The organism is Puniceibacterium sediminis (assembly GCF_900188035.1).
GTDB lineage: Bacteria > Pseudomonadota > Alphaproteobacteria > Rhodobacterales > Rhodobacteraceae > Puniceibacterium > Puniceibacterium sediminis.
Genome location: NZ_FZNN01000001.1, coordinates 238,183 through 263,654, shown reverse-complemented (window position 1 = coordinate 263,654; position 25,472 = coordinate 238,183). Strand labels below are relative to the sequence as shown.

The following is a 25,472-nucleotide window of genomic DNA, read 5'->3' as shown; positions in this document are numbered from 1 at the left end:
CACGCAGGAAAGCCGGCCCGCGAAGGACCGGCTTTGGTCTTGTCATCAGTGGGTGGATTTAAGAGCGCTGCCTGCGGCGCAGCACGACCGCTGCCGCGACGCCAATCAACAAAAACAGCGCGCTTGTCGACAATGGCACTGGAGCAACATCGGCGATCACCGAAGCTGTCGCCCGGAAAGCCGCGCGACCGCCGTCGTTCACCCTGGTTTCATCCCGCAGGGCAAAGGTCAGCGTATTGACGCCACCCTGAAACAGGCTGGACATAGACGTCCCGTATGCCGTCATCGTGGTAAAGTTGCTGGTGTTGTATTTACTCAGCGTAGCGATTTCGCTGCCGTTCAGGTAGATCGCACCATAGTTGTCGACGCCCCACATGCCGGAAAGGCTGGCCGTGGTGACATCGTACCCGGTCAGGTCGAACTGAAACGAATAACGTGCCGTGTTGACCGAAAACGGATCGTCGATCCAGACCCAGTCTGACGAGATCTCTGTCGAATCTTTGGCGTAGGAGCTGTGATTTGACGCAACGGATACACCCGTATACGCGTTGATCCCTGCTCCATCACCAACCTTGGTACCACCGTAGGAGACTGTAGCTGCCTGGGTCGCCATCGGCAAAGCAAGCATAACAGCCGCAATAATGGCGTTGAACACGCTCATTTTAAAACTCCAATACTAGATATACTGGAGCCTGTTGTCAGGTGATTGCGGCAAAGTTGGGTCCGAAGGCGTCCAATTCTATGGAAACGCCCTCGATTGAATCGCGAACACTCCTACCAGTTGTCGCGGAACCATTTGACCGCCCGTTTGAGCGAGCGTGCGGGATAGCGTTCGACCGGAATTTCGAAATCCCACCATTCGTCCTGCGGATGCGCCGCGAACAGGCACAGCCCCACCGCGCTCGCAAAGCCCGGGCCTGTCGCGGCCTGCGGCAGGCCGTGCACGCGCATCGGGCGCCCCAGACGGACCTGCTGGCCAAGGATCTTGCTGGCCAGACCGTCAAGGCCGGGGATTTGCGACCCGCCACCGGTCAGCACGATCTGTTGGCTGGGCAGGTGTTCAAAGCCGGCCGCATCCAGACGGGCGCGCACCTCTTCGAGGATCTCTTCGACCCGGGGGCGCATGATGCCGATCAGTTCGGCCCGGCTGACAGTGCGCCTGTCGTGGTGCCAGTCGCCAGTGTCGCCGCCGATTTCGATCATCTCGCGGTCATCCATGCCGGTGGCAACCACGCCGCCGTAGAATGTCTTGATCCGTTCGGCGGTCGCCATCGGCACCTGCAGACCCATCGATATGTCGCCGGTGACGTGATCGCCGCCCATGCGCACCGCATCGGCATAGATCATGTGTTTCTTCATGAAGATCGACACACCGGTCGCACCGCCACCAAGGTCGATACAGGCCGCGCCGAGTTCCTGTTCATCCTCGACCAGCGCCGAAACGCCGCTGACATAGGCGGACGACGCGATGCCGGCCAGTTCCAGATCGCAGCGCTTGACGCAATGGGCGAGGTTCTGGATCGCCATGCCGTCCACTGTCAGCATGTGCATGTCGGTGCTGAGTGTCTGACCGAGCTGGCCACGCGGATCGCCCAGACCCGAGCGGTGATCGAGCGCAAAATTCACCGGCTGGGCGTGCAGGATTTCGCGGTCATCGCCGAATTCCGGAACGTCGCAGGCAGACAGCACCCGGGCGATGTCCTGTTCGGACACTGTGGTGCCTTCGATATCGACCTTGCCGTCCAGCCCGTATGACCGAGGCCCCGCCCCCGAGAAGCAGGCAATCACGTGATCCACCCGGATCTGGGCCATCTTCTGCGCCGCCTGAACGGCAGTGCGAATGGCACGTTCCGTTTCACCCATGGCGTTGATTTCGCCAAAGCGCACGCCGCGCGACCGGGTCGTCGCCGCGCCGATCACGCGGAACCCGGATTGCCCGGCCAGCGACCCGATGCCGTCGCTTTCGCCGCTCTTTTCCGAACCGTCGAACCGCAGCACGAGGCAGGCAATCTTGGACGATCCGACGTCCAGGACCGCGATTACACCCCGCTGCATCGCGGCCTTGCGCATGTTGCGCATTGCGCGCTGGGATTGATACAGCTCGATCATTCAATTTCCCTCAGTTTGCATCGTCTTCATCTGCCACATTTCCTGCACCGCATGTCCGGTCAGCCGCAGGGTGGGCCGCTGCGGCAGGCGCAGATCAACCGTCTGCAGATCCCGTTCAAGCAGGTCCACCGCCTCGTCCATCGCTATCGCACGTTCCAGCGCCTGAACCGCTCCGGATTCGGGTAGCAGCAGGCGCTGATCCCGGTCCAGCACCACGTCCCAGCGCCGCTCTCCGATCCGCTGCATGGCGCGCAGGCGCGGCCAGAGCGGTTTCGCCGCCGCCAGCAGCGCCAGTGCTTCGCTCACGTTTGCGTCGGCGCCATCGCCGACGATCAGCGGCAGTTCTGCATGATTGGCGCGATGCGCGACCGGCCCCACATGCACGCCCTTTTTATCCAGAAGCTCAAGCCCGACATCGCTGCGCCAGACCACCACCGGCACCCGTTCGACCACATCGACCTGCAGCACCCCGCCCTGCCGGATACGCAGTCGCGCGCTTTCGACGGCATCCAGACCGACAACCGTGTCGCGCATGGCATCCAGATCCATATCGAAGGACGACACCGGGAAATCATCCGGCAGGATCTCGCGGATATCCTCGGCAACGCTGTCGCTGGCACCGTCGATGGCCATCAGCTTGACCATGAATTCGGGGCGGTGTTCGATCGCGTCGCGGGCATTGGCGATCATGCCAAAAACGACGTCGCGGTTGGCCTGAACCGAAAACCACGCGGCTGTGCCCCCGATGACGATGGCAAGCGGCAGACCGACACGCAGCAATATCCGATAAAGCGGCGTCAGCATCACCCGGTGCATGCGGTAACGCAGGCGGGATGGTGCGGGGTCGGCGCGGCTTATCTGTTGCAAGACGCGTCCTCCACCAGCCAGGAACACAGCTCGGGGAATGTAATTCCCACCGTCTGCCCCTGCTCGGGTGACAAAGAGGTCGGCGTCATGCCCGGCTGGGTGTTGGTTTCCAGCAGGATCAGCCCGGCCAGCCCGCGGGATTCATCCCAGCGAAAATCAGTCCGGCTCATCCCGCGGCAGCCAAGTGCACGGTGGGCGCGCAGAGCATAATCGAGACAGGCATCAAAAATTTCCTGCGGGACCTCGGCGGGGACCACATGGCGCGACCCGCCCGGTTTGTATTTCGCGTCGTAATCGTACCAGCCGTCGGTCAGGATATCGGTGACTGTCAGCGCCCGGTCGCCCAGCACCGTGGTCGTCAGTTCGCGGCCCGGGGCAAAGGCCTCGACCATGACAGTCTCGGGCATGTCGTCGGATAGCTGCGGCGGCCCGTTGGCGGCCTCTTGCACAAGGTAGACGCCGACAGACGACCCTTCGTTGTTCGGTTTGACCACATAGGGCGGCGGCATGACATGAGTGCGGCGCACGTCGTCACGCGGGGCCAGCAGGCTTTGCACCACCGGCAGACCGGCGTCACGGAAGACCTGCTTGCTGCGTTCCTTGTCCATGGCAAGGGCCGAGGCCAGAACACCGGAATGCGTATAGGGAATCTTCAGCCATTCCAGCAGGCCCTGAACACAGCCATCTTCGCCCCAGCGGCCATGCAGGGCGTTGAAAACGACGTCGGGCGCGGCGTCCGTCAGACGCTGCACCAGATCCGGGCCGGCATCGACCTCGGTCACATCATATCCGTAGTCCCGCAAAGCAGTTGCGCATTCCTGCCCGGAGCTAAGCGAAACCTCGCGCTCAGCCGAGGGGCCGCCCATCAACACCACTACTTTCGGGAATGTCCTGCTCGACATCCCTAAACGCCTCAATATGTCCCGGGCTTGTTGCCCTTATCGTTCTGTCCGGCCTGCCTGTGGCCGTGTCTTTTATGGTCTTTCAAGGGCCTTTTGCGGCCTCTTCGTCGCGCGCCGGTTCACCGACCCGCATGATTTCCCAGTGTAACTGTATTCCGCAGTTTTGGTAAACCTTTTTTCGGACCTCTTCGCCCAAGGCTTCCAGATCGGCAGCCGTCGCGCCGCCGGTGTTGACCAGAAAATTGCTGTGCATCTCGCTCATCTGCGCCCCGCCCCGGCGCGCGCCGCGCATGCCTGCGTCGTCGATGACCTTCCACGCCTTCAGGTCCTGCACATCATCCGCGCGCCCCGTGCTGGAAAACCCCGCCGGATTGCGAAAGGTGCTGCCGGCGGTACGGTCCTTTGTCGGCTGGGTCGCGTCGCGCTTGGCGATCTGCGCGGCCATACGCTCGGCAAGGTCGGCAGGCTCGCCGCGCGGCGCCTCGAATGTCGCGCTGACCAGCACCCAGCCTTCGGGCAGGTCGCTTTGGCGGTAGCGCAGGTTCAGATCGTCGGGCGTCAGCGTCACCAGTGCGCCGTCGCGGGTCACGGCCTGCGCGGAAACCAGCACGTCCCTGACATATGATCCATAGCAGCCGGCATTCATCCGCACCGCACCGCCAATGGCCCCCGGAATGGTGCGCAAAAAGGTCAGGTCAACGCCTTCGACCGCCGCCTTCTTGGCCACATGCGCATCAAGCGCGGCCACACCGGCGGTGACACGGGTGTCGCTGATTTCGATACCGTTGAACCCCCGCCCCATCCGGATGACCACGGCCCGCAAGCCGCCGTCCCGCACGATCAGGTTCGACCCGACGCCCATGGGGAAGACGGCAATTTCGGGATCCAGCGCCGCCAGAAACGCCTGCAAATCCGGCAGATCCGCAGGCTGGAACAACCAGTCCGCAGGCCCGCCCACGCGCAGCCACGTGAGATCAGAAAGAGGTCGGTCCGGCGTCAGCGTGCCGCGTACAGGGGGAAGGTCAGCCATGCGGCGTCTTCTGCCTGTCTTTGCGGCTTCGGTAAACCCCCGTCAGAACGCCGGTTACAGTGCCCAGAAAGACCGGAAGCACGACCAGAACAGAAAGGATGGCAAAGCCGATGGCATCCCAGTCCTGATGCCCCCGACTGGTGTAGACTGACCACGACAACAGCAGCGCGCAGACCACCAGAAGCCACCGGATCGACCGGGCAAACCCGCGCCGAACGGCCACCAGCGTGCCGATCAGCGCGCCAAGATAACACAGCAATGCCACGGCATAGATCATGCGCCGCTCAGCCTCCGTGCACAGATAGCAGCGCCGCCAGACGCAACGCCAGCGTCACTCAGCCAGCTTGCCGGGCAGCGCGTTGGCCCAGGCGCTGATCGTACCGGCGCCAAGGCAGACAACCATATCGCCCGGCTGGGTCTGTTCGCGCACCAGCCGCTCCAGATCCGCCTCGTCGCGGATCGCGCGGGCGTGGCGATGGCCGTGACGGATCAGCCCGGCAACCAGATCGTCGCGCGAGGCCCCCGGGATGGGATCCTCGCCCGCCGCATAGACTTCGGCAATCGCCACCACGTCGGCATCGTTGAAGCAGGCGCAGAAATCCTCGAACAGGGACGACAGCCGCGAATAGCGGTGCGGCTGGTGCACGGCGATCACGCGGCCTTCGCTTGCCTGCCGGGCGGCTTTCAGCACGGCTGCAATCTCGACCGGGTGATGGCCATAGTCGTCGATGATGGTGACGCCGTTCACTTCGCCCACCCGGGTAAAGCGCCGGTTCACGCCGCCAAATGCCGCCAGAGCGGTACGTATTTCGTCCCGCGCCATGCCCAGGTGACGCGCCACGGCCACCGCCGACAAGGCGTTTGAGACGTTGTGATCGCCCGGCATCGGCAGGGTACATCCTTCGATCAGCAGCCCCTCGGATTGCAGGGAGATGTCAAAATGCGCGACGCCCTTTTGATACCGCAGGTTCACCGCCCGCACATCGGCCTGCGCGTTAAAGCCATAGGTCGTCACCCGGCGATCGGTGATCTTGCCCACCAGCGCCTGAACCTCGGGGTGATCGGTGCAGCAGACGGCAAGACCATAGAACGGGATGTTCGACACGAAGTCGTAAAAGCCCTTACGCAGGGTGTCGAAGTCGCCCCAGTGTTCCATATGCTCGGGGTCGATGTTGGTCACGATGGCAATGGTCGCGGGCAGCCGGTTGAAGGTGCCGTCGCTTTCGTCCGCCTCGACCACCATCCACTCGCCCTCGCCCATACGGGCGTTGGAGCCGTAGTTGTGAATGATGCCGCCGTTGATCACCGTGGGATCAATCCCGCCGGCAACCAGCAGCTCGGCCACCAGCGTGGTGGTCGTCGTCTTGCCATGCGTTCCGGCAACGGCGATGTTGGATTTGAGCCGCATCAACTCGGCCAGCATCTCGGCCCGGCGCACCACCGGCAGGCCGCGCAGGCGGGCCTCGTCCAGCTCGGGATTGCCCGGCTTGATGGCGGAGGAGATCACGACAACCTCGGCCCCGGCCAGATTCGACGCCGCCTGACCCTCAAACACCTCGGCGCCCAGGTTTTCCAGCCGATCGGTGATCTTTGAGCGTTTGAGGTCGGACCCCTGCACCACATAGCCAAGGTTCAACAGCACCTCGGCAATACCGGACATGCCGATGCCGCCGATGCCGACGAAATGAATGGGCCCGACATCGCCGGGAAGCTTGGTTGCGGCGTGCATCATCTCGGCCTCTTTGACTGTCTTGTTCATACTTTTGGCTCCTGCAGGGCCAGTTCCTGGACGATATTGGCAAGGTCGGTTGCCGCGTCGGGGCGGCCTTCGGACAGGGCAGCCCCCGCCATTTGCACAGCGCCGTCCGGGTTGTCCAGCACCGCCAGGATCGCCTCTGACAGAGATTCGACGGTCAGTCTGGCTTCGGGAATACGGATCGCGGCACCGGCGTCGACCAGACCACGGGCATTGGCGGTCTGATGATCACTGGCCGCAGCGGCAAAGGGGATAAGGATCGAGGGCCGCCCGATCACGCTGATATCTGCGACCGATGACGCACCGGAGCGGGAAATGACCAGCTGCGCCTCGCTCATCCGGGCAGGGATATCGTGGAAAAACGGCAGCACCTCGGCGTTGATGCCGTGTTCGGCATAGTAGGTCGCCACACGTTCTCCGTCTTCGTCGCGGGCCTGATGGGCGACGCGCAGATGCCGCAGCGCCTCCATCGGCAGGCCTGCAATGGCGGGGGGCACCACATCCGACAGGATGCGTGCGCCTTGCGACCCGCCGATCACGAGGATCGACATGGGATAATGCCCAGGGGGGATGTAGGACGCCCCGGCCCGGTCATGGACCGACATACGCACCGGGTTGCCGACATGCACGCCCTCGACCCCATCAGGCAGAACCGTGGGCCAGGTGCCGCATGCGACGATATCCACCCGTTTGGAAAAGATCTGATTCACCCGGCCCAGAACGCCGTTCTGTTCATGGATCATCCGCGGCAGGCCCAGCAGCACAGCCGCGCCAAGTGCCGGAATGCTGGGATAACCGCCAAAACCGACCACAACGGCAGGCCGGTCGCGGTACATCCGCACCGCCGTGCTAAGGACACCCATCGCGACGCGGAACGGCACGGCCAGTTTGGCCAGCAGCCCGCCACGGGCAAAGGTGGCCGAGGCCACCTGCTCGATCTCGACCGAATGGGGAAATCCGCCGGTGTAGCGCGCGCCGCGTGCGTCGGTGGACAGCTTGACCCGCCAGCCGCGCCGCAACATCAGCTCGGCCAGTGCCTGCGCCGGAAACATGTGCCCGCCCGTCCCGCCGGCCGCGATCACCAGCAGCGGCGGTTTTGCCTGCTCAGCCATGACCCAACCGGCAGGCACCGTGCGGGGCCTTGTTCAATGTAGTGTTCACCGGGTTCTCCCCCTTAGAATGTCGCCAATTTCACCCTGCGGGCGCACCCGTGTAAAGGCCAGTAGCATCCCGACGGCAATTCCACCCGCGATGAGCGAGGACCCGCCGTAGCTGATGAATGGCAGGGTCATGCCCTTGGCCGGCAGCAGGCGCACGGCGACGCCCATGTTGATCATTGCCTGAACGCCGAACATGCAGGCCAGACCGGTGCCCGCCAGACGGATGAACGGATCGCGTTCCCGCATCAGCCGGATCAGCGACCGCACGACGATGGCGGCATAGATCGCAAGGATGCAAAGCACCAGCACAAGGCCGTATTCCTCGGCTGCGACGGCGATGATGAAATCGGTGTGCGCGTCCGGCAGCGACCACTTCACCTGCCCCTCGCCCACGCCGACCCCGAAAAAGCCGCCTTCCTGAATGGCGTTGGTGGCATATCCCATCTGGGTGTTCGGATCGATTTCGGGGGACAGGAAGCCGTCGATACGGCGGGCAAAGTGTTCGGAATGTTCATAGGCAATGCTGCCCCCGAACACGACCAGCCCGGCCATGCCCATCAGCAGCAGGATCGGCGCGCCGGCCACGAAATACATCACACCCCAGCCGAACAGCACAAGACAGGCCTGACCGAAATCGGGCTGCATCGCCAGCATCAGCACGATGGCGACTGCCAGCGCAAAGGACCACAATTTGCCCGGAGGGCCGTTGATTTCCTGGCTGGCGGCCATCATCCACGCGGCCACGACGACAAAACCGGGCTTGAGGAATTCACTGGGCTGAACAGAGGCGAACCCCAGCGAATACCAGCGAATGGCGCCCTTGCCAAAATCCGTGCCCAGAAACGGCAGCATCGCCAGCGCGACAAACGCGATAAGAAATCCGATGACCGCAAGGCGGCGCACCATGACCGGCGAGGCGAGCGAGGTCAGGAACATCGCCGTCAGCGCAAGACCGCCGAAAAACGCCTGTCGCTGAACGTAATAGAACGGGTCAAGGTTGTTGCGTTCCGCCAGCGGGGGCGACGCGGCAAGGCCCAGAAGAATCCCGATCCCGAACAGCATCAGGATGCAGGACAGGGACCATTTATCGACTGTGCGCCACCATTTGGGCAACACAGGTTCGCTGTCACGCACGGAAACCGTGCCGTAAACCATCTCGGTCATGTAAGTACCGCCAAAACTGCCTCAAAACGCCCGGTTTTCCGGGTCTGAGGTCAAGTGTAGCGAATTCGAAGTACCCAAGCCAGAGGAAAGACGCGCCCCGCCCTTGCGTGCCGGGCCGCGACGTGGCTATTCGGCGCCATGAAAGTGACGACCCTTATCCTTGGTGCCGGGGCGGCCGGCCTCATGGCGGCGGCCCATGCCGGGCGCGGCACGCTGCTGATCGACCACGCCCGCGCACCCGGCGAAAAAATCCGCATCTCGGGCGGCGGGCGCTGCAATTTCACCAACATGCACTGCGATTTCCCCAACTTCCTGGGCGGTAATCCGCATTTCCACAAATCCGCGCTCAGCCGGTACACCCAGTGGGATTTTCTGGATCTGGTTCAGCGTCACAACATCCCCTGGCATGAAAAGACGCTGGGCCAGTTGTTCTGCGACCGCTCGGCCAAGGACATCGTCGCCATGCTGCTGGCCGAGACCGAGGCGGTGGGTGCGCAGCTCTGGCTCCAGACCAGCCTGAAGGATCTGCGCAAGACCGACACAGGCTTTGCCGCCGTGATCGAGAAGGACGGCAAGACTACTCAGGTGACGGCGGACAATCTGGTGGTCGCCACCGGGGGCAAATCGATTCCCAAAATGGGCGCCACCGGCCTTGCCTATGACATCGCGCGGCAGTTCGACATGGCGGTGACCGAAACCCGTCCCGGGCTGGTGCCGCTGACCTTTGCCGAAGACCGTTTCACCCCGCTTGCCGGTGTCGCTCTGCCCGTGCGCGTCCATCACGGCGCCACCCATTTCGACGAGGCGATGCTGTTCACCCATCGCGGGCTGTCCGGACCGGCGATCCTGCAAATCTCAAGCTATTGGCGCGAATCCGACAGCATCGAAGTTGACCTGCTGCCCGCGACCCCGCTGGCGCAAATCCTGCGCGACAAACGAAAGGTCGAAGGCCGACGCGCCCTGACCACCGAACTGGGCCATCATCTGCCCACACGGCTGGTCGAACATCTGGGCCAGACGATGGATTTCAAGGGCAATCTTGGCGACCTGTCCGACAGCCGCATCGACGCGCTGGCCAACGCCCTCAACCGCTGGGTGCTGATCCCCGGCGGATCCGAAGGCTACCGCACCGCCGAAGTGACCCTGGGGGGCGTCGACACCGACGGGCTGTCGTCGACGACGATGATGTCAAAGACCGTGCCGGGGCTCTATTTCATCGGCGAAGCAGTCGATGTGACCGGCTGGCTGGGCGGCTACAACTTTCAGTGGGCGTGGTCGTCGGGCTTTGCGGCCGGCACGGCGATCCGCGCGGCAGCGGGCTGAGGTCGGGCGGGCGCGCGACTGCCCCCGTCTACGTCCAGCGCCCCAACCGACGCAGATTCATCCCGTGTCGCAATAGCACCGCTGAACACCGCGTCGCGCGGCACGGATCTTGAAACGTCAAGAAAACGTCATATAACTGCTATCTGTTCTTCACATACGGCGTTCCGATGTCCTTTGCCGATCACCCCACCCTGCACCCCTTGAACCTGGGTCGCACGATCGAGGCGCATGTGCCGCGCAAGGCGCTGCGTGATTGGTGGAATCGTGTGCTTTATGGACCCGATGCGCCGCTTTCGGATGAATGCATCTATGTGCGGCCCCGCGACGTGATCTACGGCTACGCCAAGGATGCCGGCAAACGCCCCCTGCGGCGCCACGAAAGCGGGCGTGTGGTGGATGGCGACTGGGATCTGCAACGCTACAGTCTTGAGAGCCACCTGAAGCTTGACAGTTCCCGGATGCATTTTGTCGAGGGGGTTCCGTGGGAACAGACGCCACTCTACGACAGCCTCATGCGCGCCATTTCCAAAGGTCATACCCCCGACGGATGTGCCACCCGCGAAGATGTGCTGGCCCGCTATGCCGCGCTGGACCGCGTCTTTGAAGATGTCCAGCGTCTGGGCCGATTACTGACCCGTGCCGAAATGCCCGAATATTTCCGCCGCGAACATGGTGGCATTCTGATCCATCTGGGCAGGGATGGCACCTTTCTGCGGGCCAGCGGCGGCATGCACCGGTTTGCCATCGCCAAGATCCTGGATCTGCCCGAAATCCCCGCGCAACTGGGCGTGGTGCATCCTCAGGCCCTCTACATGAACCTGCTGGCGCCGCTGCGCAAATCCATCCACCACCGTCCGGGTCCGGTGGTCAGCTAAGACCCAGACCGCCACGCACCAGCGCGGTGAAATCATCGCCGCGCTGCTCGAAATTGTCATACTGATCGAAACTCGCCGCCGCAGGCGCAAGCAGCACCACATCACCCGGCTCTGCATCCGCCATGGCCCGGCTGACGGCGGCCTGCATCGTGGTGCAGACCTCTGCCTCCACCCCGCCAAGGCCAAGCGCAAATCCCGCCGCCTCGCGTCCGATGACATAGGCCTTGCGCACGTGGCCCAGCCCCGGGGCCAGCCCCGCCAGCCCGCCATCCTTCTGCAACCCGCCACAGATCCAGCGGATGTTGTCAAAAGCCAGCAGCGCCTTCACGGCCGAATCGACATTCGTCGCCTTGGAGTCGTTGACGTAGGTCACGCCACCTGCCTCGGCCACGATCTGGCTGCGATGCGGCAACCCCTGAAAGCTATGCAGCGCCGCCTCGATCTGCCGCGGCCCCATACCAAGCGTCCGACAAACCGCAAAGGCGGCACAGGCATTCTGATGGTTATGCGCGCCGGGCACCCCCTTCACGCCGCGCAGATCAATGGATGCGACCTGCCGCCCCTTGCGCCACTCGCTCAGGAACCCCTTGTGCACAAAGACATCCCAGCCCGGCCCGCCCAGCTTCTGGCCTGACGACACGCGGATCACCCGGTCATCCCCCGGCCCCTCGCTCAGCTGATTGACAAGGTACTGGCCCTCGGGTTCGTCCACGCCGATTACCGCACGGTCCGGGCCACCTTCGGCAAACAGCCGCCGCTTGGCCGCGAAATATCCGCCCAATCCGCCGTGCCGGTCCAGATGATCGGGGGACAGGTTGGTGAACACCGCCACATCCGGCGTCAACGACCGGGCAAGGTCGGTCTGATAGGAACTCAGCTCAAGCACCACGACACCAGCCTCACCGGGCGGGTCGATGTCCAGCACCCCGCGCCCGATATTGCCGGCCAGCTGGCTTTCGCGTCCCGCCTCGCTCAGAATGTGATGGATCAGTGCCGAGGTGGTGGATTTCCCGTTTGATCCGGTGATGGCCACAACCCGCGGCGTCACGTCGTACTGGTCCCAACCCGACAGGGCGAGCGACCGGAAGAAGACCCCGATGTCATTGTCCACCGGCACCCCCGCCGCCCATGCGGCAGAAATCACCGGGTTCGGAGCAGGATACAGATGCGGGATACCCGGGCTGACCATCAGGCTGGCGATATCCTCAAAGGCACCGGGCCGGGTCAGGTCACGCAGCTCGAACCCCTCGCCCGCCGCACGGTCGCGCGCCTCGGGGCTGTCGTCCCAGCAGACCGGCACCGCACCACCCGCAACAAGCGCCCGCGCCGCCGACATTCCAGACCGCCCAAGCCCCAGCACGGCGACGCTTTGCCCTTCAAAACCCTGAACCGGTATCATGATGTCCCCTCGAAACAGTTGCTCCAGCGCTAACCGATCCCGCCCAGCGTTGCCAGAGCCACCCTATTTCATCTGACCGAAAATATCCCAGGGGGCGCCGATCAGGCGACGGGGGCCGCGCCCCCGAAACCACCCCCGAAACCACCCAGGCCACAAGCCGATCAAACGATGCGGCGCGTCACACCAGCCAGAGGCGCCGAGGCGGAGGAGGCACGACGACAACGAGACAACCAGCGCGCGCCGTGAGGCGCGCTCCGCCGGATCAAGCCATGAACCGGATCAGCGGACCTTCAGCGTCGCAAGGCCGATGATGGCAAGGATCAGCGAGATGATCCAGAACCGGATCACGATTGTCGGCTCGGCCCAGCCCTTCTTTTCATAATGGTGATGGATCGGCGCCATCAGGAACACGCGCTTTCCGGTGCGCTTGAAATAAAGCACCTGAATGATCACCGACAGCGCCTCGACCACGAACAACCCGCCGACGATGCCCAGCACGATCTCGTGCTTGGTGGCCACCGCGATCGCCCCCAGCGCGCCCCCCAGGGCCAGCGATCCGGTGTCACCCATGAACACCGCCGCCGGTGGCGCGTTGTACCACAGGAACCCCAGGCCGCCGCCGATAAGCGCGGCAGAAAAGATCAGGATCTCGCCGGTGCCGGGCACATAATGCACATCCAGATACTCGGTGAAGTCCACCCGCCCGACGGCATAGGCAATCACACCCAGCGTGCCGCCCGCGATCATCACCGGCATGATGGCCAGCCCGTCAAGGCCGTCGGTCAGGTTCACGGCATTGGCCGCGCCAACGATCACGAACATCGAAAACGGGATAAAGAACCAGCCCAGATTGATCAGCGTATTCTTGAACACCGGCAGCGCCAGCTGGTTGGTCAGCTCAGCCGGATGATAGAGCGACGCCCAGTAGGCGGCGATGCCGGCAATCAGGAACCCAAGCAGCAGCCGCACCCGCCCAGACACACCGGCCGAGCTTTGCTTGCGCACCTTGGCATAGTCATCGGCAAAACCGATGGCGGCAAAGGACATGGTCACGAACAGCACCATCCACACGAACGGGTTGTCCAGCCGCGCCCACAGCAGGGTCGAGGTCAGCAGCGCGCCGACGATCAGCAGCCCACCCATCGTGGGCGTGCCGGCCTTGATGAAATGCCCCTCGGGGCCATCGGATCGGATCGGCTGGCCCTTGCCCTGTGTGCGGCGCAGGACGTTGATCAGCGGCTGGCCAAAGATGAACCCGAACACCAGCGCGGTCATGAAGGCCCCACCGGCGCGAAAGGTGATATACCTGAAAAGGTTAAAGAAATCCCCGCCATCCGACAATCCGGTCAGCCAATACAGCATGTCATTCTTTCCTTTTTCACGTGCTCGTGCGCCCTCAGGCGTCGGTCAATCCCGCGCCTTGGCGCATTTTGCGGATCACGTCAACCACACGGCCCAGCCCCATGCTCAGCGATGCCTTGACCAGAACCACATCGCCGGCGTCCAGATCATGGCGCACCGCTTCGGACATCTGCGCGCTTGTCTCGCTCCAGCGTCCACGCTTTTCGGTCGGCAACGCCTCGTACAGATTTTTCATCAGGGGGCCGACGCAGTGCACCACGTCGATTGCCTTCATCGCCGTCTGCCCGGCCAGCGCCGCATGCAGTTCTGCCTCGGATTGGCCCAACTCTTTCATGTCGCCCAGATAGGCGATCCGTCGGCCCTTGCTGACCCGGCCCAGATCGTGATGCACCTCTGCCGCCGCCAGCACCTCAAGCGCTGCGGCCATCGATGCGGGGTTGGCGTTATAGGCGTCGTCGATCAGCTCGAAGGTCATCTGCGTTTCGACCGCATCCATGGCGATGACTTCGCGCATGCCGCGCCCGGCGCCGGGCGTCCAGCGCCCCAGATCGGCCAGCGCCGTCGCGCGGTCCAGCCCCAGCGCGCCCGCAACCGCCACCACCGCCATGGCGTTGACGGCAAAATGCCGCCCCGGCACAGAAATCTTGTAAAGGACCGGCGTGCGCCAGGCCCGCCCCTGCACAACAGTCGCCTGATCTCCGATCCGCAGATCGCTGACCCGGTGGTGATTGCTGCGCTTTTCACCAAAGGTCACGACCTTGGCGCCCTTTTTACGTGCCGCGTCGATCAGGATGCCCGAGGTGTCCAGATCGCCGTTCACAATCGCCACGCCATTGGGCTCCAGCCCCTCGACAATCGCGGCCTTTTCCCGGGCGATGCCCTCAAGGCTCTCGAAGGCGGCCAGATGCGCCGGGGCCACGATGGTCACCACCGCCACATGCGGGCGCGCCATACGGCTCAGCGGTGCGATCTCTCCGGGGTGGTTCATGCCGATTTCGATCACGGCGAATTCCGTATCCCGTGGCATCCGTGCCAGCGTCAGCGGCACACCCCAGTGGTTGTTATAGCTGGCCTCGGCGGCATGGGTCCTGCCCTGCCCGCCCAGCACCTTGCGCAGCATCTCCTTGGTCGAGGTCTTGCCGACCGACCCGGTGACAGCGACGACTTTCGCGCGGCTGCGGGCGCGGGATGCAACCCCCAGCGCCTCAAGCGCGGTCTGCACATCATCCACGATCAGCAGCGGCGCATCGGCGCCCACACCTTCGGGCACCCGTTCGACCAGCGCGGCGGCCGCTCCGGCCTCCAGCGCCTGTGCGACAAAGTCATGCCCGTCGCGCGCCGCCTTGAGTGCCACAAACAGATCGCCGCGCCGCAGAGTGCGGGTGTCGATGGACACGCCCGACGCCTGCCACTCGATGGTCGAGGATCCCCCGGTGGCGGCTTCGGCCTCGGATGCACTCCACAGGGTCATGCGAATTTCCCATCCAGCGCTGACACCGCCACGCTGGCCTGTTCGGCATCGTCAAAGGGAAACACGGTTTCCCCCACGATCTGCCCCGTCTCATGCCCCTTGCCGCAGATCAGCAACGCATCGCCGGGCCCGATTGCATCGACGCCGCGCAGGATCGCCTCGGCCCGGTCACCGACTTCCAGCGCGCCGGGGGCACCTGCCATGACAGCGGTGCGGATCAGCGCCGGATCTTCGGATCGCGGGTTGTCGTCGGTCACGATGACCATATCGGCCGCCGCAAGGGCAGCCTGCCCCATCAGCGGGCGCTTACCGACATCGCGGTCGCCGCCGGCACCGATGATGGCCACAAGGCGGCCCATGACATGTGGGCGCAGGGCGCGGATCGCCTTTTCCACCGCATCCGGGGTATGGGCATAATCGACATAAACAGCCGCGCCGTTTTCGCGCGTCGCCGCCAGCTGCATCCGGCCCCGAACGGTGTCAAGAAACGGCAAGGTGTCGAACACCCGGTCCACATCCGCCCCGCAGGCAATGACCAGCCCGGCAGCCAGCAGCACGTTTTCCGCCTGAAAGCCGCCGATCAGGTCCAGCCGCATCTGCCACACACGGCCATCCCAGCGAATGCGCACATCCTGCCCCGTGGCATCATAGCGTTGCGCCATCAGGCACAGATGCGCGCCCTCTGCGGTACCGACAGTGATCAGACCCTGGCCACGCGCACGGGCGATGGCGGCCATATCCACGCCGCGTGCGTCGTCGATATTGACCACGGCCACACCATCTTCGGGCAGCACGCGGGCGAAAAGCCCGGCCTTGGCGTCAAAGTAATCCTCAAAGCTGGCGTGGTAATCCAGATGATCCTGGGTGAAATTCGTGAACCCCGCCGCGCGCAGTTGCACCCCGTCCAGACGACGCTGTGCCAGCCCGTGCGAAGACGCCTCCATCGCGGCATGATTGATACCCGCCGCAGCGGCACCCGCCAGAATCCGGTGCAGGGTGATCGGTTCCGGCGTGGTGTGACGCAGTGGCGTTTGCCAGTCGCCCTCGACGCCGGTTGTGCCGATGTTGACCGCCGGAAACTCAAGCTCCTGCCAGATCTTGCGCACAAAGGTTGCAACGGATGTCTTGCCGTTGGTGCCGGTCACGGCGACCATCACATCGGGCTGCGCCCCGAACCAGAGCGCTGCGGTAAAGGCCAGCGTCTGGCGTGGATCGGCGGCGATGACCAAGGCGGCGTCGGACGCGGCAAGCTCGGCACTGGCGATCCGCGCGCCCTCGGCATCCGTCAGGATCGCCACGGCCCCAAGGCTCAGCGCATAGTGGATGAACGTCGCACCGTGGATACGCGTGCCCGGTAGGGCGGCGAACAGATAGCCCGGCTTTACTTCGCGGCTGTCCACCGCAATGCCGCTGATCTGCGCGTCGCGTCCGCCGCGGGCGGTCAGCCCCAGCTGGCTCAATGTCTTGATGGCTTCGCTCATGAAAGCTCCCCAGCCTTCGATTTGCGTGAGATCTCCGCAGACCCGTCTAGTTACGGGATAGCACGATCGGTGCTTGTTGCAACGGTTCCACCTCGGGGCGCAAGCCCAGAAGCGGCGCAACCCGGCCAATCAGTTCCGCCGCGACCGGAACGGCGGTCCATCCGGCAGTGCGGCGCGGCTTGTCGCCGCTATTCTCGGACGGCTCGTCCAGCGTCAGGATCAGCACATATTTCGGGTCCGTGGTCGGGAACATCGTGGCAAAGGTCGCGATGACCTTGTCCTTGTAATACCCGCCGCCATTTTCCTTGGGCTTGTCCGCCGTACCGGTCTTGCCGCCAACGGAATAGCCCGGCACGTCGCCAAAGCTGGCGGTGCCTTCGGTCACCACCTTGCGCAGCATGACCCGTGCGGAAGCTGCGGTGGCTTCGGACATCACGCGCGGGCCCAGTTGCGGCCTGCTCTGCTTGAGCAGTGTCGGCGTCACCGTGTGGCCGCCATTGGCGATGGCCGCATATCCCGCCGCCAGATGCAGCGGCGAGGCGCTAAGGCCGTGACCGTAGGAAATCGTCACAGTGCTCAGGTCCGTCCATTTCTTCGGCAACAGCGGCTTGCCGCCCGCCGCCTCGACAATCTCAAGCCCCGTCGGCTTGAAAAAGCCCAGCGATTCCAGGAACTCCTGCTGGCGCTGCGGTCCGATGGCCAGGGCAATCTTGCCCGTGCCCCGGTTGGAACTATGCACCATAATGCCTTCGACCGTCTGTACGCCGTAATTCTTGCCGTTGAATTCGCTGATCTTGAAGCCGCCGATCTTGAAGGGCGGCGAGGTGTCGATCACCGTATCCGGCGTCACCAGACCCAACTCCATCGCCTGACTTGCGGCAAAGATCTTGAAGGTCGAGCCGAGTTCATAGACGCCCTGCACCGCGCGGTTGAACAGCGGGCTGTCACTGGGGCTGCCCTTGGTGGGGTTTGCCGGGCGGTCGTTGGGATCAAAGTCCGGCAGACTCGAAATGGCGATCACCTCGCCGGTGTGCACATCCATAAGCACCGCCGCCGCGCCCTTGGCGTTCATCAGCCGCATGCCGCCGTCCAGAACCCGCTCCATCGCCGCCTGAATGGTCAGGTCGATGGACAACTCCAGCGCCGCACCTTCGCGCGCCGGATTGCGCAACTCTTCGTCAAAGAACTTCTCGATGCCCGCAGTGCCGACCACTTCGGCGGAATGCACGCCTTCGCGGCCGAAACCCGACCCGCCCAGCACATGCGCGGCAAGGTGGCCGTTGGGATAAAGACGCATCTCGCGCGGACCGAACAGCAGGCCGGGCTCACCGATGTCATGCACTTCCTGCTTCTGCTCGGGCGACAGTTTCTTGCGCACCCACAGGAACTTGCGCGGGCCACTGAAATCCTTGCGCAGGCGGTCCTCGTTCAGCTCGGGAAAGATCCGGACCAGCTCCTTGATCGCCTTTTCGCGGTCGATCATCTGCTGGGGATGGGCGTACAGGCTGTAAGTGTCCATGTTCGTCGCCAGGATACGGCCCCGGCGGTCGACGATATCGGCGCGCTGCGCAATGATCGACGCACCCGCCACCTGTGCGCGCGGCTCGGATGGTTCGGAATTGGCCAGAACCCCCATCCGCACACCGATCACCGAAAAGGCGCAAAAGAACATCACACCCAGCACCAAAAGCCGCCCCTCGGCGCGGTTGCGGGCGCGGTCGCGCATCTGTTCGTGCCGAATGCGCAGATTCTCGCGGACGATCGCATCGGGGTTTTCACCCTTCTGGCGGGCTTCGAGAATACGCGCCAGAGGACGCAGCGGCGTGCGGATCATGGCTCTTGTGCTCCTGTGGTCACGATATCTTCGTCACTGATGGCGGGTGGTTCGGGAGCAACCGGATAGGCGATCTGATCCACCCGCCCGAAATGACTGGCGCCCAGCGGCAGAAGGCCCAGCCGTTCAAAGTTGATATCGGCCAGATCACGCAACCGGTCCGGGCGGTTCTGATAGGCCCATTCGGCCCGCAGCACCGACAGCCGTTCACGCGCCCCACCGATGTCGCGCTGCAACTGTTCGACCACGCCGATCGCCGCCTGAGTCTTGTAATTCTCGTGATAGGCCCAGAAGGCCAGCGCGATCATGCCCAGAAAACTGGTGACATACAAAAGCGACCGCATCAGCGCGCGCCCTTCGGTTTGGACGGGCCACCAGACGTCAGCACGGGCATGGCCACGGATTTGGCGTCAATCTCGCCAGACGGCGCATCAGTGCGCCGCGCGACGCGCAACTTTGCCGACCGCGCGCGCGGGTTTTCGTCCAGCTCTTCGGGATCCGGCCCCACCGCCTTGCGGGTCAGCAGTTCGAACTGCGGCGGCTCTGTATCCAGAACCGGGGCAAAGCGGTTGGCATTGCCGGTTTGCCCGGCACGCGCCTGCAGGAACCGTTTTACCATCCTATCCTCGACCGAATGGAAGGTGACCACCGCAAGTTTTCCGCCGGGTTTCAACGCGCGCTCAGCAGCCATCAGACCTTCGAACAGCGCGCCGTATTCATCATTCACCGCGATGCGCAGCGCCTGAAAGCTGCGGGTCGCCGGATGGCTCTGCCCGGGCTTGGACCGTGGCAGGCAGGATTCGATCAGTTTCGACAGCCGCAGGGTCGAGGTGATCGGCGCATCCGCGCGGGACCGCACAATCGCCTTGGCAATCCGGCGCGACGCGCGCTCTTCGCCATAGACGAACAGGATCTCGGCCAGCGCCACCTCGTCCAATTCGTTCACGAGGTCAGCAGCAGAGGGGCCATCCTGGCTCATCCGCATGTCCAGCGGACCTTCCTTCATGAAGGAAAAACCGCGCTCTGCCCGGTCAAGCTGCATGGAACTGACACCCAGATCCAGCACAACCCCGTCAACACCCGACGCGACCTGATCCATCTGGGCAAAGTTGGCCTGCACCAGCCGCAGCCGGTCGCCATAATCTGCCGCCCAGGGTGCGGCCATCTGATGCGCCAGCGGGTCACGGTCAATACCGATGACCTGCGCGGCACCCGCGTCCAGCAACCCGCGCGCATAACCGCCCGCGCCAAAGGTGCCGTCAATCCAGACACCCTCAACAGGTGCAACAGCCCGCAAAAGCGGGCGCAGTAGAACGGGAACATGTGGGGCTTTGTCTGGGGTCTGCTCTGCCATCGCCTAACCCTCCAACGTCGCGCCATCCAGGAAGCTGAGCGGATCGAAATCCTCGGGAAGCTCGTCCAGCCATTCCTCGGTCTTGGCGACCTCTTCGGCTTCGTAGGTCTCGGGGTTCCAGATCTGAAACGTGTCGCCATTGGCAATAAAGAACGCCTCGCCCTCAAGCCCGATCTTTTGGCGCAGCTTGGCCGGCAGCACAAGGCGGCCGGTTTCGTCGACGTTGGTGGGATGGCTCTGACCATGGAACAGCCGCTGGAGCATCTTGCGCTCCATCGCGCCGCGCGGCATGGCGTCGATCTTTGCATCGACCTCGTCGATCGCCTCGATCGTGTAGCATTCCAGAAATTTGCGGCGGTGATCGCCATAGACGATGACCAGCTCGGGGCTCAGCCCTTCGGTCCAGTTCGGGTCCGACGCCTCAAGCACACGGCGAAACGAGGCCGGGATAGACACCCTGCCCTTATTGTCGACCTTATGCTGGCTTTCGCCTCTGAACCTGCGACCCACTGTCCCGTGTGCCCTTTTTATCTGCGCCCTGGATATGAAAACGCCGGGAAGATCCGCTGCCACTGATCAACCCGGCGTCTTCGTCCCGCTGTGGCGGGAGTGACCAGCTGCGCGCGCCATCTGGGGGGATGTCTGCTCGCTCGCGCGCTGGATCTCTTGCGGTACGATGAAGGTCGGGGCCTGTATGAAACCTGCCGGTTCTCTTGTTTTTAGTCTGGGAATGTTCGTTGGGGTTCTTGATGACCCTCTGTCTTTCCCGTCCCTCATCGCATGCACTATGGATGCCATGGGAATTCGTGGGAATCAACTCATTTTTGCACCACGCCGCTATCTCGCCCTGCCTTTTGACTAAGGAACAAGCGTGGTTTTTGGGGGTGATTATCCCTGAATTCGCTGAATTGGTGAAAATTTTCGACTTACACACTACATATAGTGCACAACTGAGTACGCAAAAAATTCCCCCGAAATCCCAAAAAATATTCCATCTCAGCGCCTGACGGGGGTGCATCAGCCATACGCACCCTCAGAACAGGCCGGAATCAGTTGAATATTAACACTTTCTTTAGTTTTTGATTCGCGATCCGACGTCTTTTCGCGCCTCGCCCATGAATTCCCATAAATCCCACCGGATCTCACCCCGAACCGGCAGGATGGCGACAAACCACGCCAGACTGTCGCGATGAGGTCACAGGTTCGGCCATCGCCCCCCGCAGGAACACACCCGGCAAACGGACGTGACGACCCTGCGCCCATGACACGTTTGACAGCTTGATTTCGTGGCACGCTCCGCCTAACGAAGGGATGCCTCGGTCCGGATGGTGACATTCGGTGAATAGGGAACGTGGTGCGCGCGGTTCAGACCCCGCACAAATCCACGACTGCCCCCGCAACTGTGAGCGGCGAGCGTGACCGGCATATGCCACTGGGGAACACCCCTGGGAAGGCCCGTATCACGCAGCGACCCGCAAGTCAGGAGACCTGCCAAGGTGATCACCCCTACCCCAGCGCGGGGCGCGCACGGGTTACGGTTCTCCGTAGTGGTGACGATTTTCACCGTTTGCGGAGGGGCCCCTTTCCAATGACACGCCAAGATGACCCGAAGACCCGCCACAGAGGCGGGCACGACCCGGAAAGGTTCACCATGACCCGCCTTTTGTGTGGCGCCTCGCTGTTTGCGCTGGCCACGATTCCCGCTGTCACGCCGCGCGCGGCCGCAGCCCAGGACATTCTGCAACTGGACCCGATCACCGTTTACGCCAACCAGAGCGATCTGCCGCTCTCGCGCACAGGTGCCAGCGTTGACATCATCGACGCCGACGAGATCAAGGGCAGCGCCAGTGACTCCCTCACCGACATTATGTCTCAGACACCCGGCGTCACCTTCACGCAGGCAGGCGGCCCCGGTGGTCTGTCCTACAGCAACACCGGCGGCATTCGCATCCGCGGCCTCGGCGACAGATACGTGACGGTTCTGCTGAACGGGATCGACATTTCCGATCCATCCTCGCCCCAGACCAGCTTTGACTGGAAGAACGTGCTGGGCGGCGGCATCGGCCGGGTCGAGATCGTCAAAGGCGCGCAATCTGCGCTTTACGGCTCCGAAGCCGTGGGCGGTCTTGTCGCCCTTACCGCCGCCGATGCAGCAGAGGAGCCAGGCACATCCGGCTCGGTCGGGATCGAGGTCGGATCTTATGGCACACGCCGCGCAACCTTGTCCTATGGTGTCTCCACAGATCGATCAGGTCTGGCCGTGACAGCATCGCGAACACGCACCGACGGGTTCAGCGCCTTTTCCTCGGATTCAGAAAAGGACGGCTTCGCCGGCGGACAGTACAGCTTTGATGCCTATTACGACCTCACGCCCGATTTGCGGCTGGGTCTGACCGGCTTCTCCTTCGATTCGGAATTCGACTATGACTCCGGCGCAAACACCGCCGACACCCGGACACGCGGCCTGCGCGCCTATGTCGAAGCGACAACCGGCCCGCTTCAGCACACCTTCGACATCTCGCGCTTCACCATGGACCGGACTACGCCCTTGGGCTTCACCCCCGAATTTGAAGGGATGCGCGACAAGATCGGCTACAATGGCAGTTGGACAGCCTCGCCCGCTCTGACCCTGTCTTATGGTGCGGACTGGACACAGGAAACCGCCGACAGCTTCACCAAGAAAGAGGTCCGCGTCACCGGTGCGTTCACCGAAATGCAATATGCCGCCACGCCCGATCTCGATCTGGCCCTGTCGGTGCGTCACGACGAAAACTCGCAATTCGGCGGTTTCACAACCGGACGCGCCGCGCTCACATGGCGCGCGCGCAATGATCTTACCCTGCGCAGCACTCTGGCCAATGGCTTCCGCGCGCCGTCGCTGAATGAACTGTACGGCAACTTCGGTGCCAATCCCAAACTCGACCCTGAACAAAGCCGCAGCTTTGACCTTGGCGTCGAAAAGACCTTTGTCGGCGGTGCCTCGGTGACCGCGACGCTGTTCTACACCGAAATCGACGATCTGATCGACTACACCACCGCCTACAACCAGATCGACGGCACCTCGGCGTCCAAAGGTATCGAACTCTCGGGCAAGATGCCTGTCACGGACCGCATCACCCTGACTGGCGCGTTCACCTATACCGACTCCCGCGACAAGGACGAAAATCCGCTGCAGCGCGTACCGCGTTACGCGCTGGATCTGGGGATTCTTGCGGACATTACCGATCAGATCAGCGCAGCCGCCAGCCTGACGCGCCGTGCCGATCTTGCGGCAACCTATGGCGCGTCAGGCGTCCAGTCCGTCCCGAGCGACTATACTGTCGTGAACGCCAAGCTCGGCTATGATTTCGGCAACGGGGTCGAGGGTTATGTCCGCGTCGAGAACCTGTTCGACGAACAGTACGAGGCAATCCCCGGCTACCAGACCTCTGACCGGGCCGCGTATTTTGGCGTTGTCGCGTCATTCTGAACGCCTCTGTCCCGCCGCCGCATCGGGTGCATCCCGGGCGGTGGCGGCTCTCTCTATTATATGGTGTGTTAGCGGCACCAATGACCCGCGCGTCAAAACCGCAAAGGTCGGCCCAATGATCATGAGACCTGAATGAAGCTCGCCCTGATCCTGTCCGGACTATTGTTGGCGCTGTTCACCGCGTCGCTCTGCCTTGGCAGTGTCGCCATCACGCCCGTCGCGGCGCTCAGCGCGCTGCTGGGTTGGGGCGATCCGCTGCACATCATGATCCTGCAGGAAATCCGCCTGCCGCGCGCCCTGCTGGCGGCGATGGTTGGCGGATCGCTGGGGCTGTCGGGCGCGGCAATGCAGGGTTATCTGCGCAACCCGCTGGCCGAACCGGGGCTGATCGGCGTCTCGGGCGCTGCCGCCCTTGGCGCTGTCATCGCCCTGCAAACCGGCATCGCCACCCTGTTCACCCTTGCGCTGCCGCTCTCGGCCCTGCTGTTCGCGCTGGCCGCTGTCGGGCTGATCCTGCTGCTGGCCGGGCCGCGCGGCGGGTCGATGACACTGATCCTTGCCGGTATCGCCATTTCCGCGCTGGCCGGCGCGCTGACCGCGCTGGTGCTGAACCTCTCACCCAACCCCTATGCCGCGTCCGAGATCATCTTCTGGATGATGGGCTCGGTCGCGGACCGTTCGATGGAGCATGTGACCCTCGCCCTGCCGGTCATGCTTCTGGGCTGGGCGCTGCTCGCTACGCTCGGCCGGGGGCTGGACGCGCTGACACTGGGCGAAGACGCCGCCGGGTCGCTGGGGATTTCGATGTCATCGCTGCGCCTGCGCCTGCTGATCGGCACCGCCGCCGCCGTGGGCGCCGCCACCGCCGTCGCCGGGGCTGTGGGGTTTGTCGGGCTGATCGTGCCACATCTTCTGCGCCGCGTGACCCAAGGCCGCCCCTCGGCCCTGCTCTGGGCATCCACCCTTGGCGGGGCGTCCATGGTCCTTGCCGCCGATATAACGGTACGACTGGTGCTGCCGACGCGGGACCTCAAGCTTGGGGTCGTCATGGCCCTGATCGGCGCGCCGCTGTTCCTGCACCTTATATACCGGACAAGGAAAGAGCTGCCATGACCCTGCTGCGCCTGTCCGATCTGACGGTCACGCGCGGGCAATGCCCGGTGGTTGACCATGTCACACTCGACATCAAAGCCGACGAATGCGTCGGCCTGATCGGCCCCAATGGCTCGGGCAAGACCACGCTGATGCGCGCAGCCCTTGGGCTTTTGCCCCACACCGGCACCAGCAGCCTGTCACAGATGTCCCCGCGCGCCCGCGCCGCACAGGCCGCCTGGCTGCCGCAGTCGCGCGAAATCGCCTGGCCGGTCACGGTCGAATCCGTCGTGGCACTGGGCCGCCTGCCGCATATGCCGCGCGGCACCCGGCTGCGCCCGGAGGATCAGGCCGCCGTCGACGCAGCGCTTGACCGGATGGGGCTGACCGCCTTCCGCCACCGTCTGGCGACCGAACTTTCGGGCGGTGAACAGGCCCGCGTCCTGATCGCCCGCACCCTTGCGCAGGACACGCCCCTGCTGATGGCGGATGAACCCATCGCGGGGCTTGATCCGGCGGCGCAGCTGTCCACGCTTCAGGTCTTTGCCGATCTCGCCCGCGAAGGCCGCGCCGTGCTCACCTCGCTGCATGATCTGTCGCTTGCCGCGCGCTACTGCACCCGGCTGATCCTGCTGCACCGTGGCCGCCTGCACGCCGACGGCCCCCCGGCCACAGTACTGACTCCCGACACCCTGGCCGAAGTCTTTCACCTGCGCGCCCGCGTGCACATGACCGACGATGGCCCGCTGTTCCAGCCGCTGGGTGTGTTGAGCTAGCGCATATCGCGTTTGATTGAACGCGACATGCTCTGGGCGCGCCGCGAC

General features: G+C 63.7%; 22 protein-coding genes and 1 riboswitch. Of the genes, 5 read left to right on the top strand and 17 right to left on the bottom strand.

Annotation, left to right across the window (positions count from 1 at the left end; translation table 11 throughout):
* Nucleotides 1-58 precede the first annotated feature (58 nt).
* The 9 genes from CHB75_RS01280 to ftsW form a co-directional block, all read right to left on the bottom strand.
* Complete coding sequence (locus CHB75_RS01280) at nt 59-661, bottom strand: hypothetical protein (RefSeq protein ID WP_089268702.1); 603 nt, start codon at nt 659-661, stop codon at nt 59-61.
* Between the two features lie 113 nt (nt 662-774).
* Nucleotides 775-2,109, bottom strand: coding sequence for a cell division protein FtsA (ftsA, locus tag CHB75_RS01275; RefSeq protein WP_089268701.1), 1,335 nt, complete (start codon nt 2,107-2,109; stop codon nt 775-777).
* Complete coding sequence (locus CHB75_RS01270; protein ID WP_245840585.1) at nt 2,110-2,976, bottom strand: cell division protein FtsQ/DivIB; 867 nt, start codon at nt 2,974-2,976, stop codon at nt 2,110-2,112.
* Nucleotides 2,964-3,878, bottom strand: a complete 915-nt coding sequence (locus CHB75_RS01265; RefSeq protein WP_089268700.1) for a D-alanine--D-alanine ligase — start codon at nt 3,876-3,878, stop codon at nt 2,964-2,966. Before CHB75_RS01265 ends, CHB75_RS01270 begins: the two co-directional genes overlap by 13 nt.
* 82 nt (nt 3,879-3,960) lie before the next feature.
* On the bottom strand, nt 3,961-4,908 hold the full coding sequence (gene murB / locus CHB75_RS01260; protein WP_089268699.1) for a UDP-N-acetylmuramate dehydrogenase: 948 nt from the start codon (nt 4,906-4,908) through the stop codon (nt 3,961-3,963).
* Nucleotides 4,901-5,185 (bottom strand): hypothetical protein, encoded by a 285-nt coding sequence (locus tag CHB75_RS01255; protein WP_089268698.1) that lies wholly within the window; start codon nt 5,183-5,185, stop codon nt 4,901-4,903. The genes murB and CHB75_RS01255 overlap by 8 nt, the downstream gene beginning before the upstream one ends.
* 54 nt (nt 5,186-5,239) lie before the next feature.
* Nucleotides 5,240-6,637, bottom strand: coding sequence for a UDP-N-acetylmuramate--L-alanine ligase (murC, locus tag CHB75_RS01250; RefSeq protein ID WP_089268969.1), 1,398 nt, complete (start codon nt 6,635-6,637; stop codon nt 5,240-5,242).
* A 26-nt stretch (nt 6,638-6,663) separates the two neighbouring features.
* The gene (locus CHB75_RS01245) at nt 6,664-7,776 is read right to left on the bottom strand and encodes a UDP-N-acetylglucosamine--N-acetylmuramyl-(pentapeptide) pyrophosphoryl-undecaprenol N-acetylglucosamine transferase (protein WP_089268697.1); all 1,113 of its coding nucleotides are present in this window, start codon (nt 7,774-7,776) and stop codon (nt 6,664-6,666) included.
* A 45-nt stretch (nt 7,777-7,821) separates the two neighbouring features.
* Nucleotides 7,822-8,988 carry a putative lipid II flippase FtsW gene (gene ftsW, locus CHB75_RS01240; RefSeq protein ID WP_089268696.1) on the bottom strand — a complete coding sequence of 389 codons (1,167 nt, stop codon included), beginning with the start codon at nt 8,986-8,988 and terminating at the stop codon, nt 7,822-7,824.
* A 138-nt stretch (nt 8,989-9,126) separates the two neighbouring features.
* Here ftsW and CHB75_RS01235 point away from each other — a divergent pair, with 138 nt between their 5' ends.
* Both CHB75_RS01235 and CHB75_RS01230 read left to right on the top strand, forming a co-directional pair.
* Entirely contained in the window at nt 9,127-10,311 is a 1,185-nt protein-coding gene (locus CHB75_RS01235; RefSeq protein WP_089268695.1) for a BaiN/RdsA family NAD(P)/FAD-dependent oxidoreductase, read from the top strand.
* Nucleotides 10,312-10,478: 167 nt separating this feature from the next.
* The gene (locus tag CHB75_RS01230) at nt 10,479-11,186 is read left to right on the top strand and encodes a hypothetical protein (RefSeq protein ID WP_089268694.1); all 708 of its coding nucleotides are present in this window, start codon (nt 10,479-10,481) and stop codon (nt 11,184-11,186) included.
* On the opposite strand, the gene murD is transcribed toward CHB75_RS01230, so the two are convergent.
* The 8 genes from murD to mraZ form a co-directional block, all read right to left on the bottom strand.
* Entirely contained in the window at nt 11,179-12,585 is a 1,407-nt protein-coding gene (gene murD, locus CHB75_RS01225; RefSeq protein ID WP_089268693.1) for a UDP-N-acetylmuramoyl-L-alanine--D-glutamate ligase, read from the bottom strand. The two genes, CHB75_RS01230 and murD, sit on opposite strands and share 8 nt — an antisense overlap.
* A 279-nt stretch (nt 12,586-12,864) precedes the next feature.
* Entirely contained in the window at nt 12,865-13,947 is a 1,083-nt protein-coding gene (mraY, locus tag CHB75_RS01220; RefSeq protein ID WP_089268692.1) for a phospho-N-acetylmuramoyl-pentapeptide-transferase, read from the bottom strand.
* 34 nt (nt 13,948-13,981) lie between these two features.
* Nucleotides 13,982-15,418, bottom strand: coding sequence for a UDP-N-acetylmuramoyl-tripeptide--D-alanyl-D-alanine ligase (locus tag CHB75_RS01215; RefSeq protein WP_089268691.1), 1,437 nt, complete (start codon nt 15,416-15,418; stop codon nt 13,982-13,984).
* The gene (locus CHB75_RS01210; RefSeq protein WP_089268690.1) at nt 15,415-16,899 is read right to left on the bottom strand and encodes a UDP-N-acetylmuramoyl-L-alanyl-D-glutamate--2,6-diaminopimelate ligase; all 1,485 of its coding nucleotides are present in this window, start codon (nt 16,897-16,899) and stop codon (nt 15,415-15,417) included. Before CHB75_RS01210 ends, CHB75_RS01215 begins: the two co-directional genes overlap by 4 nt.
* A gap of 46 nt (nt 16,900-16,945) precedes the next feature.
* Nucleotides 16,946-18,733, bottom strand: coding sequence for a peptidoglycan D,D-transpeptidase FtsI family protein (locus CHB75_RS01205; protein WP_089268689.1), 1,788 nt, complete (start codon nt 18,731-18,733; stop codon nt 16,946-16,948).
* Complete coding sequence (ftsL, locus tag CHB75_RS01200) at nt 18,730-19,077, bottom strand: cell division protein FtsL (protein WP_089268688.1); 348 nt, start codon at nt 19,075-19,077, stop codon at nt 18,730-18,732. Before ftsL ends, CHB75_RS01205 begins: the two co-directional genes overlap by 4 nt.
* Nucleotides 19,077-20,087, bottom strand: a complete 1,011-nt coding sequence (gene rsmH, locus CHB75_RS01195; RefSeq protein ID WP_089268687.1) for a 16S rRNA (cytosine(1402)-N(4))-methyltransferase RsmH — start codon at nt 20,085-20,087, stop codon at nt 19,077-19,079. Before rsmH ends, ftsL begins: the two co-directional genes overlap by 1 nt.
* 3 nt (nt 20,088-20,090) lie before the next feature.
* A complete protein-coding gene (gene mraZ / locus CHB75_RS01190) occupies nt 20,091-20,597 on the bottom strand; it encodes a division/cell wall cluster transcriptional repressor MraZ (protein ID WP_089268686.1) in 507 nt (168 codons plus the stop codon).
* A 790-nt stretch (nt 20,598-21,387) separates the two neighbouring features.
* A riboswitch (cobalamin riboswitch) is annotated at nt 21,388-21,597 on the top strand.
* A 78-nt stretch (nt 21,598-21,675) separates the two neighbouring features.
* On the opposite strand from mraZ, the gene CHB75_RS01185 reads away from it, so the two are divergent.
* The 3 genes from CHB75_RS01185 (at nt 21,676) to CHB75_RS01175 (ending at nt 25,424) form a co-directional block, all read left to right on the top strand.
* A complete protein-coding gene (locus CHB75_RS01185; RefSeq protein ID WP_245840583.1) occupies nt 21,676-23,556 on the top strand; it encodes a TonB-dependent receptor plug domain-containing protein in 1,881 nt (626 codons plus the stop codon).
* A gap of 132 nt (nt 23,557-23,688) precedes the next feature.
* On the top strand, nt 23,689-24,669 hold the full coding sequence (locus CHB75_RS01180) for a FecCD family ABC transporter permease (RefSeq protein WP_089268684.1): 981 nt from the start codon (nt 23,689-23,691) through the stop codon (nt 24,667-24,669).
* Nucleotides 24,666-25,424 (top strand): ABC transporter ATP-binding protein, encoded by a 759-nt coding sequence (locus CHB75_RS01175; RefSeq protein WP_089268683.1) that lies wholly within the window; start codon nt 24,666-24,668, stop codon nt 25,422-25,424. The genes CHB75_RS01180 and CHB75_RS01175 overlap by 4 nt, the downstream gene beginning before the upstream one ends.
* Nucleotides 25,425-25,472 lie beyond the last annotated feature (48 nt).

Bases quoted from the DNA above. Each gene is read 5' to 3' on its own strand.
- CHB75_RS01185 (WP_245840583.1), top strand. From the start codon at position 21,676: ATGACACGCCAAGATGACCCGAAGACCCGCCACAGAGGCGGGCACGAC.
- murB (WP_089268699.1), bottom strand. From the start codon at position 4,908: ATGGCTGACCTTCCCCCTGTACGCGGCACGCTGACGCCGGACCGACCT.
- CHB75_RS01255 (WP_089268698.1), bottom strand. From the start codon at position 5,185: ATGATCTATGCCGTGGCATTGCTGTGTTATCTTGGCGCGCTGATCGGC.
- CHB75_RS01280 (WP_089268702.1), bottom strand. From the start codon at position 661: ATGAGCGTGTTCAACGCCATTATTGCGGCTGTTATGCTTGCTTTGCCG.
- rsmH (WP_089268687.1), bottom strand. From the start codon at position 20,087: ATGGCAGAGCAGACCCCAGACAAAGCCCCACATGTTCCCGTTCTACTG.
- CHB75_RS01215 (WP_089268691.1), bottom strand. From the start codon at position 15,418: ATGACCCTGTGGAGTGCATCCGAGGCCGAAGCCGCCACCGGGGGATCC.
- CHB75_RS01265 (WP_089268700.1), bottom strand. From the start codon at position 3,878: ATGTCGAGCAGGACATTCCCGAAAGTAGTGGTGTTGATGGGCGGCCCC.
- CHB75_RS01245 (WP_089268697.1), bottom strand. From the start codon at position 7,776: ATGGCTGAGCAGGCAAAACCGCCGCTGCTGGTGATCGCGGCCGGCGGG.
- CHB75_RS01175 (WP_089268683.1), top strand. From the start codon at position 24,666: ATGACCCTGCTGCGCCTGTCCGATCTGACGGTCACGCGCGGGCAATGC.
- murD (WP_089268693.1), bottom strand. From the start codon at position 12,585: ATGATACCGGTTCAGGGTTTTGAAGGGCAAAGCGTCGCCGTGCTGGGG.
- CHB75_RS01210 (WP_089268690.1), bottom strand. From the start codon at position 16,899: ATGAGCGAAGCCATCAAGACATTGAGCCAGCTGGGGCTGACCGCCCGC.
- CHB75_RS01230 (WP_089268694.1), top strand. From the start codon at position 10,479: ATGTCCTTTGCCGATCACCCCACCCTGCACCCCTTGAACCTGGGTCGC.
- mraY (WP_089268692.1), bottom strand. From the start codon at position 13,947: ATGCTGTATTGGCTGACCGGATTGTCGGATGGCGGGGATTTCTTTAAC.
- CHB75_RS01205 (WP_089268689.1), bottom strand. From the start codon at position 18,733: ATGATCCGCACGCCGCTGCGTCCTCTGGCGCGTATTCTCGAAGCCCGC.
- ftsA (WP_089268701.1), bottom strand. From the start codon at position 2,109: ATGATCGAGCTGTATCAATCCCAGCGCGCAATGCGCAACATGCGCAAG.
- ftsW (WP_089268696.1), bottom strand. From the start codon at position 8,988: ATGACCGAGATGGTTTACGGCACGGTTTCCGTGCGTGACAGCGAACCT.
- CHB75_RS01180 (WP_089268684.1), top strand. From the start codon at position 23,689: ATGAAGCTCGCCCTGATCCTGTCCGGACTATTGTTGGCGCTGTTCACC.
- CHB75_RS01235 (WP_089268695.1), top strand. From the start codon at position 9,127: ATGAAAGTGACGACCCTTATCCTTGGTGCCGGGGCGGCCGGCCTCATG.
- murC (WP_089268969.1), bottom strand. From the start codon at position 6,637: ATGCACGCCGCAACCAAGCTTCCCGGCGATGTCGGGCCCATTCATTTC.
- ftsL (WP_089268688.1), bottom strand. From the start codon at position 19,077: ATGCGGTCGCTTTTGTATGTCACCAGTTTTCTGGGCATGATCGCGCTG.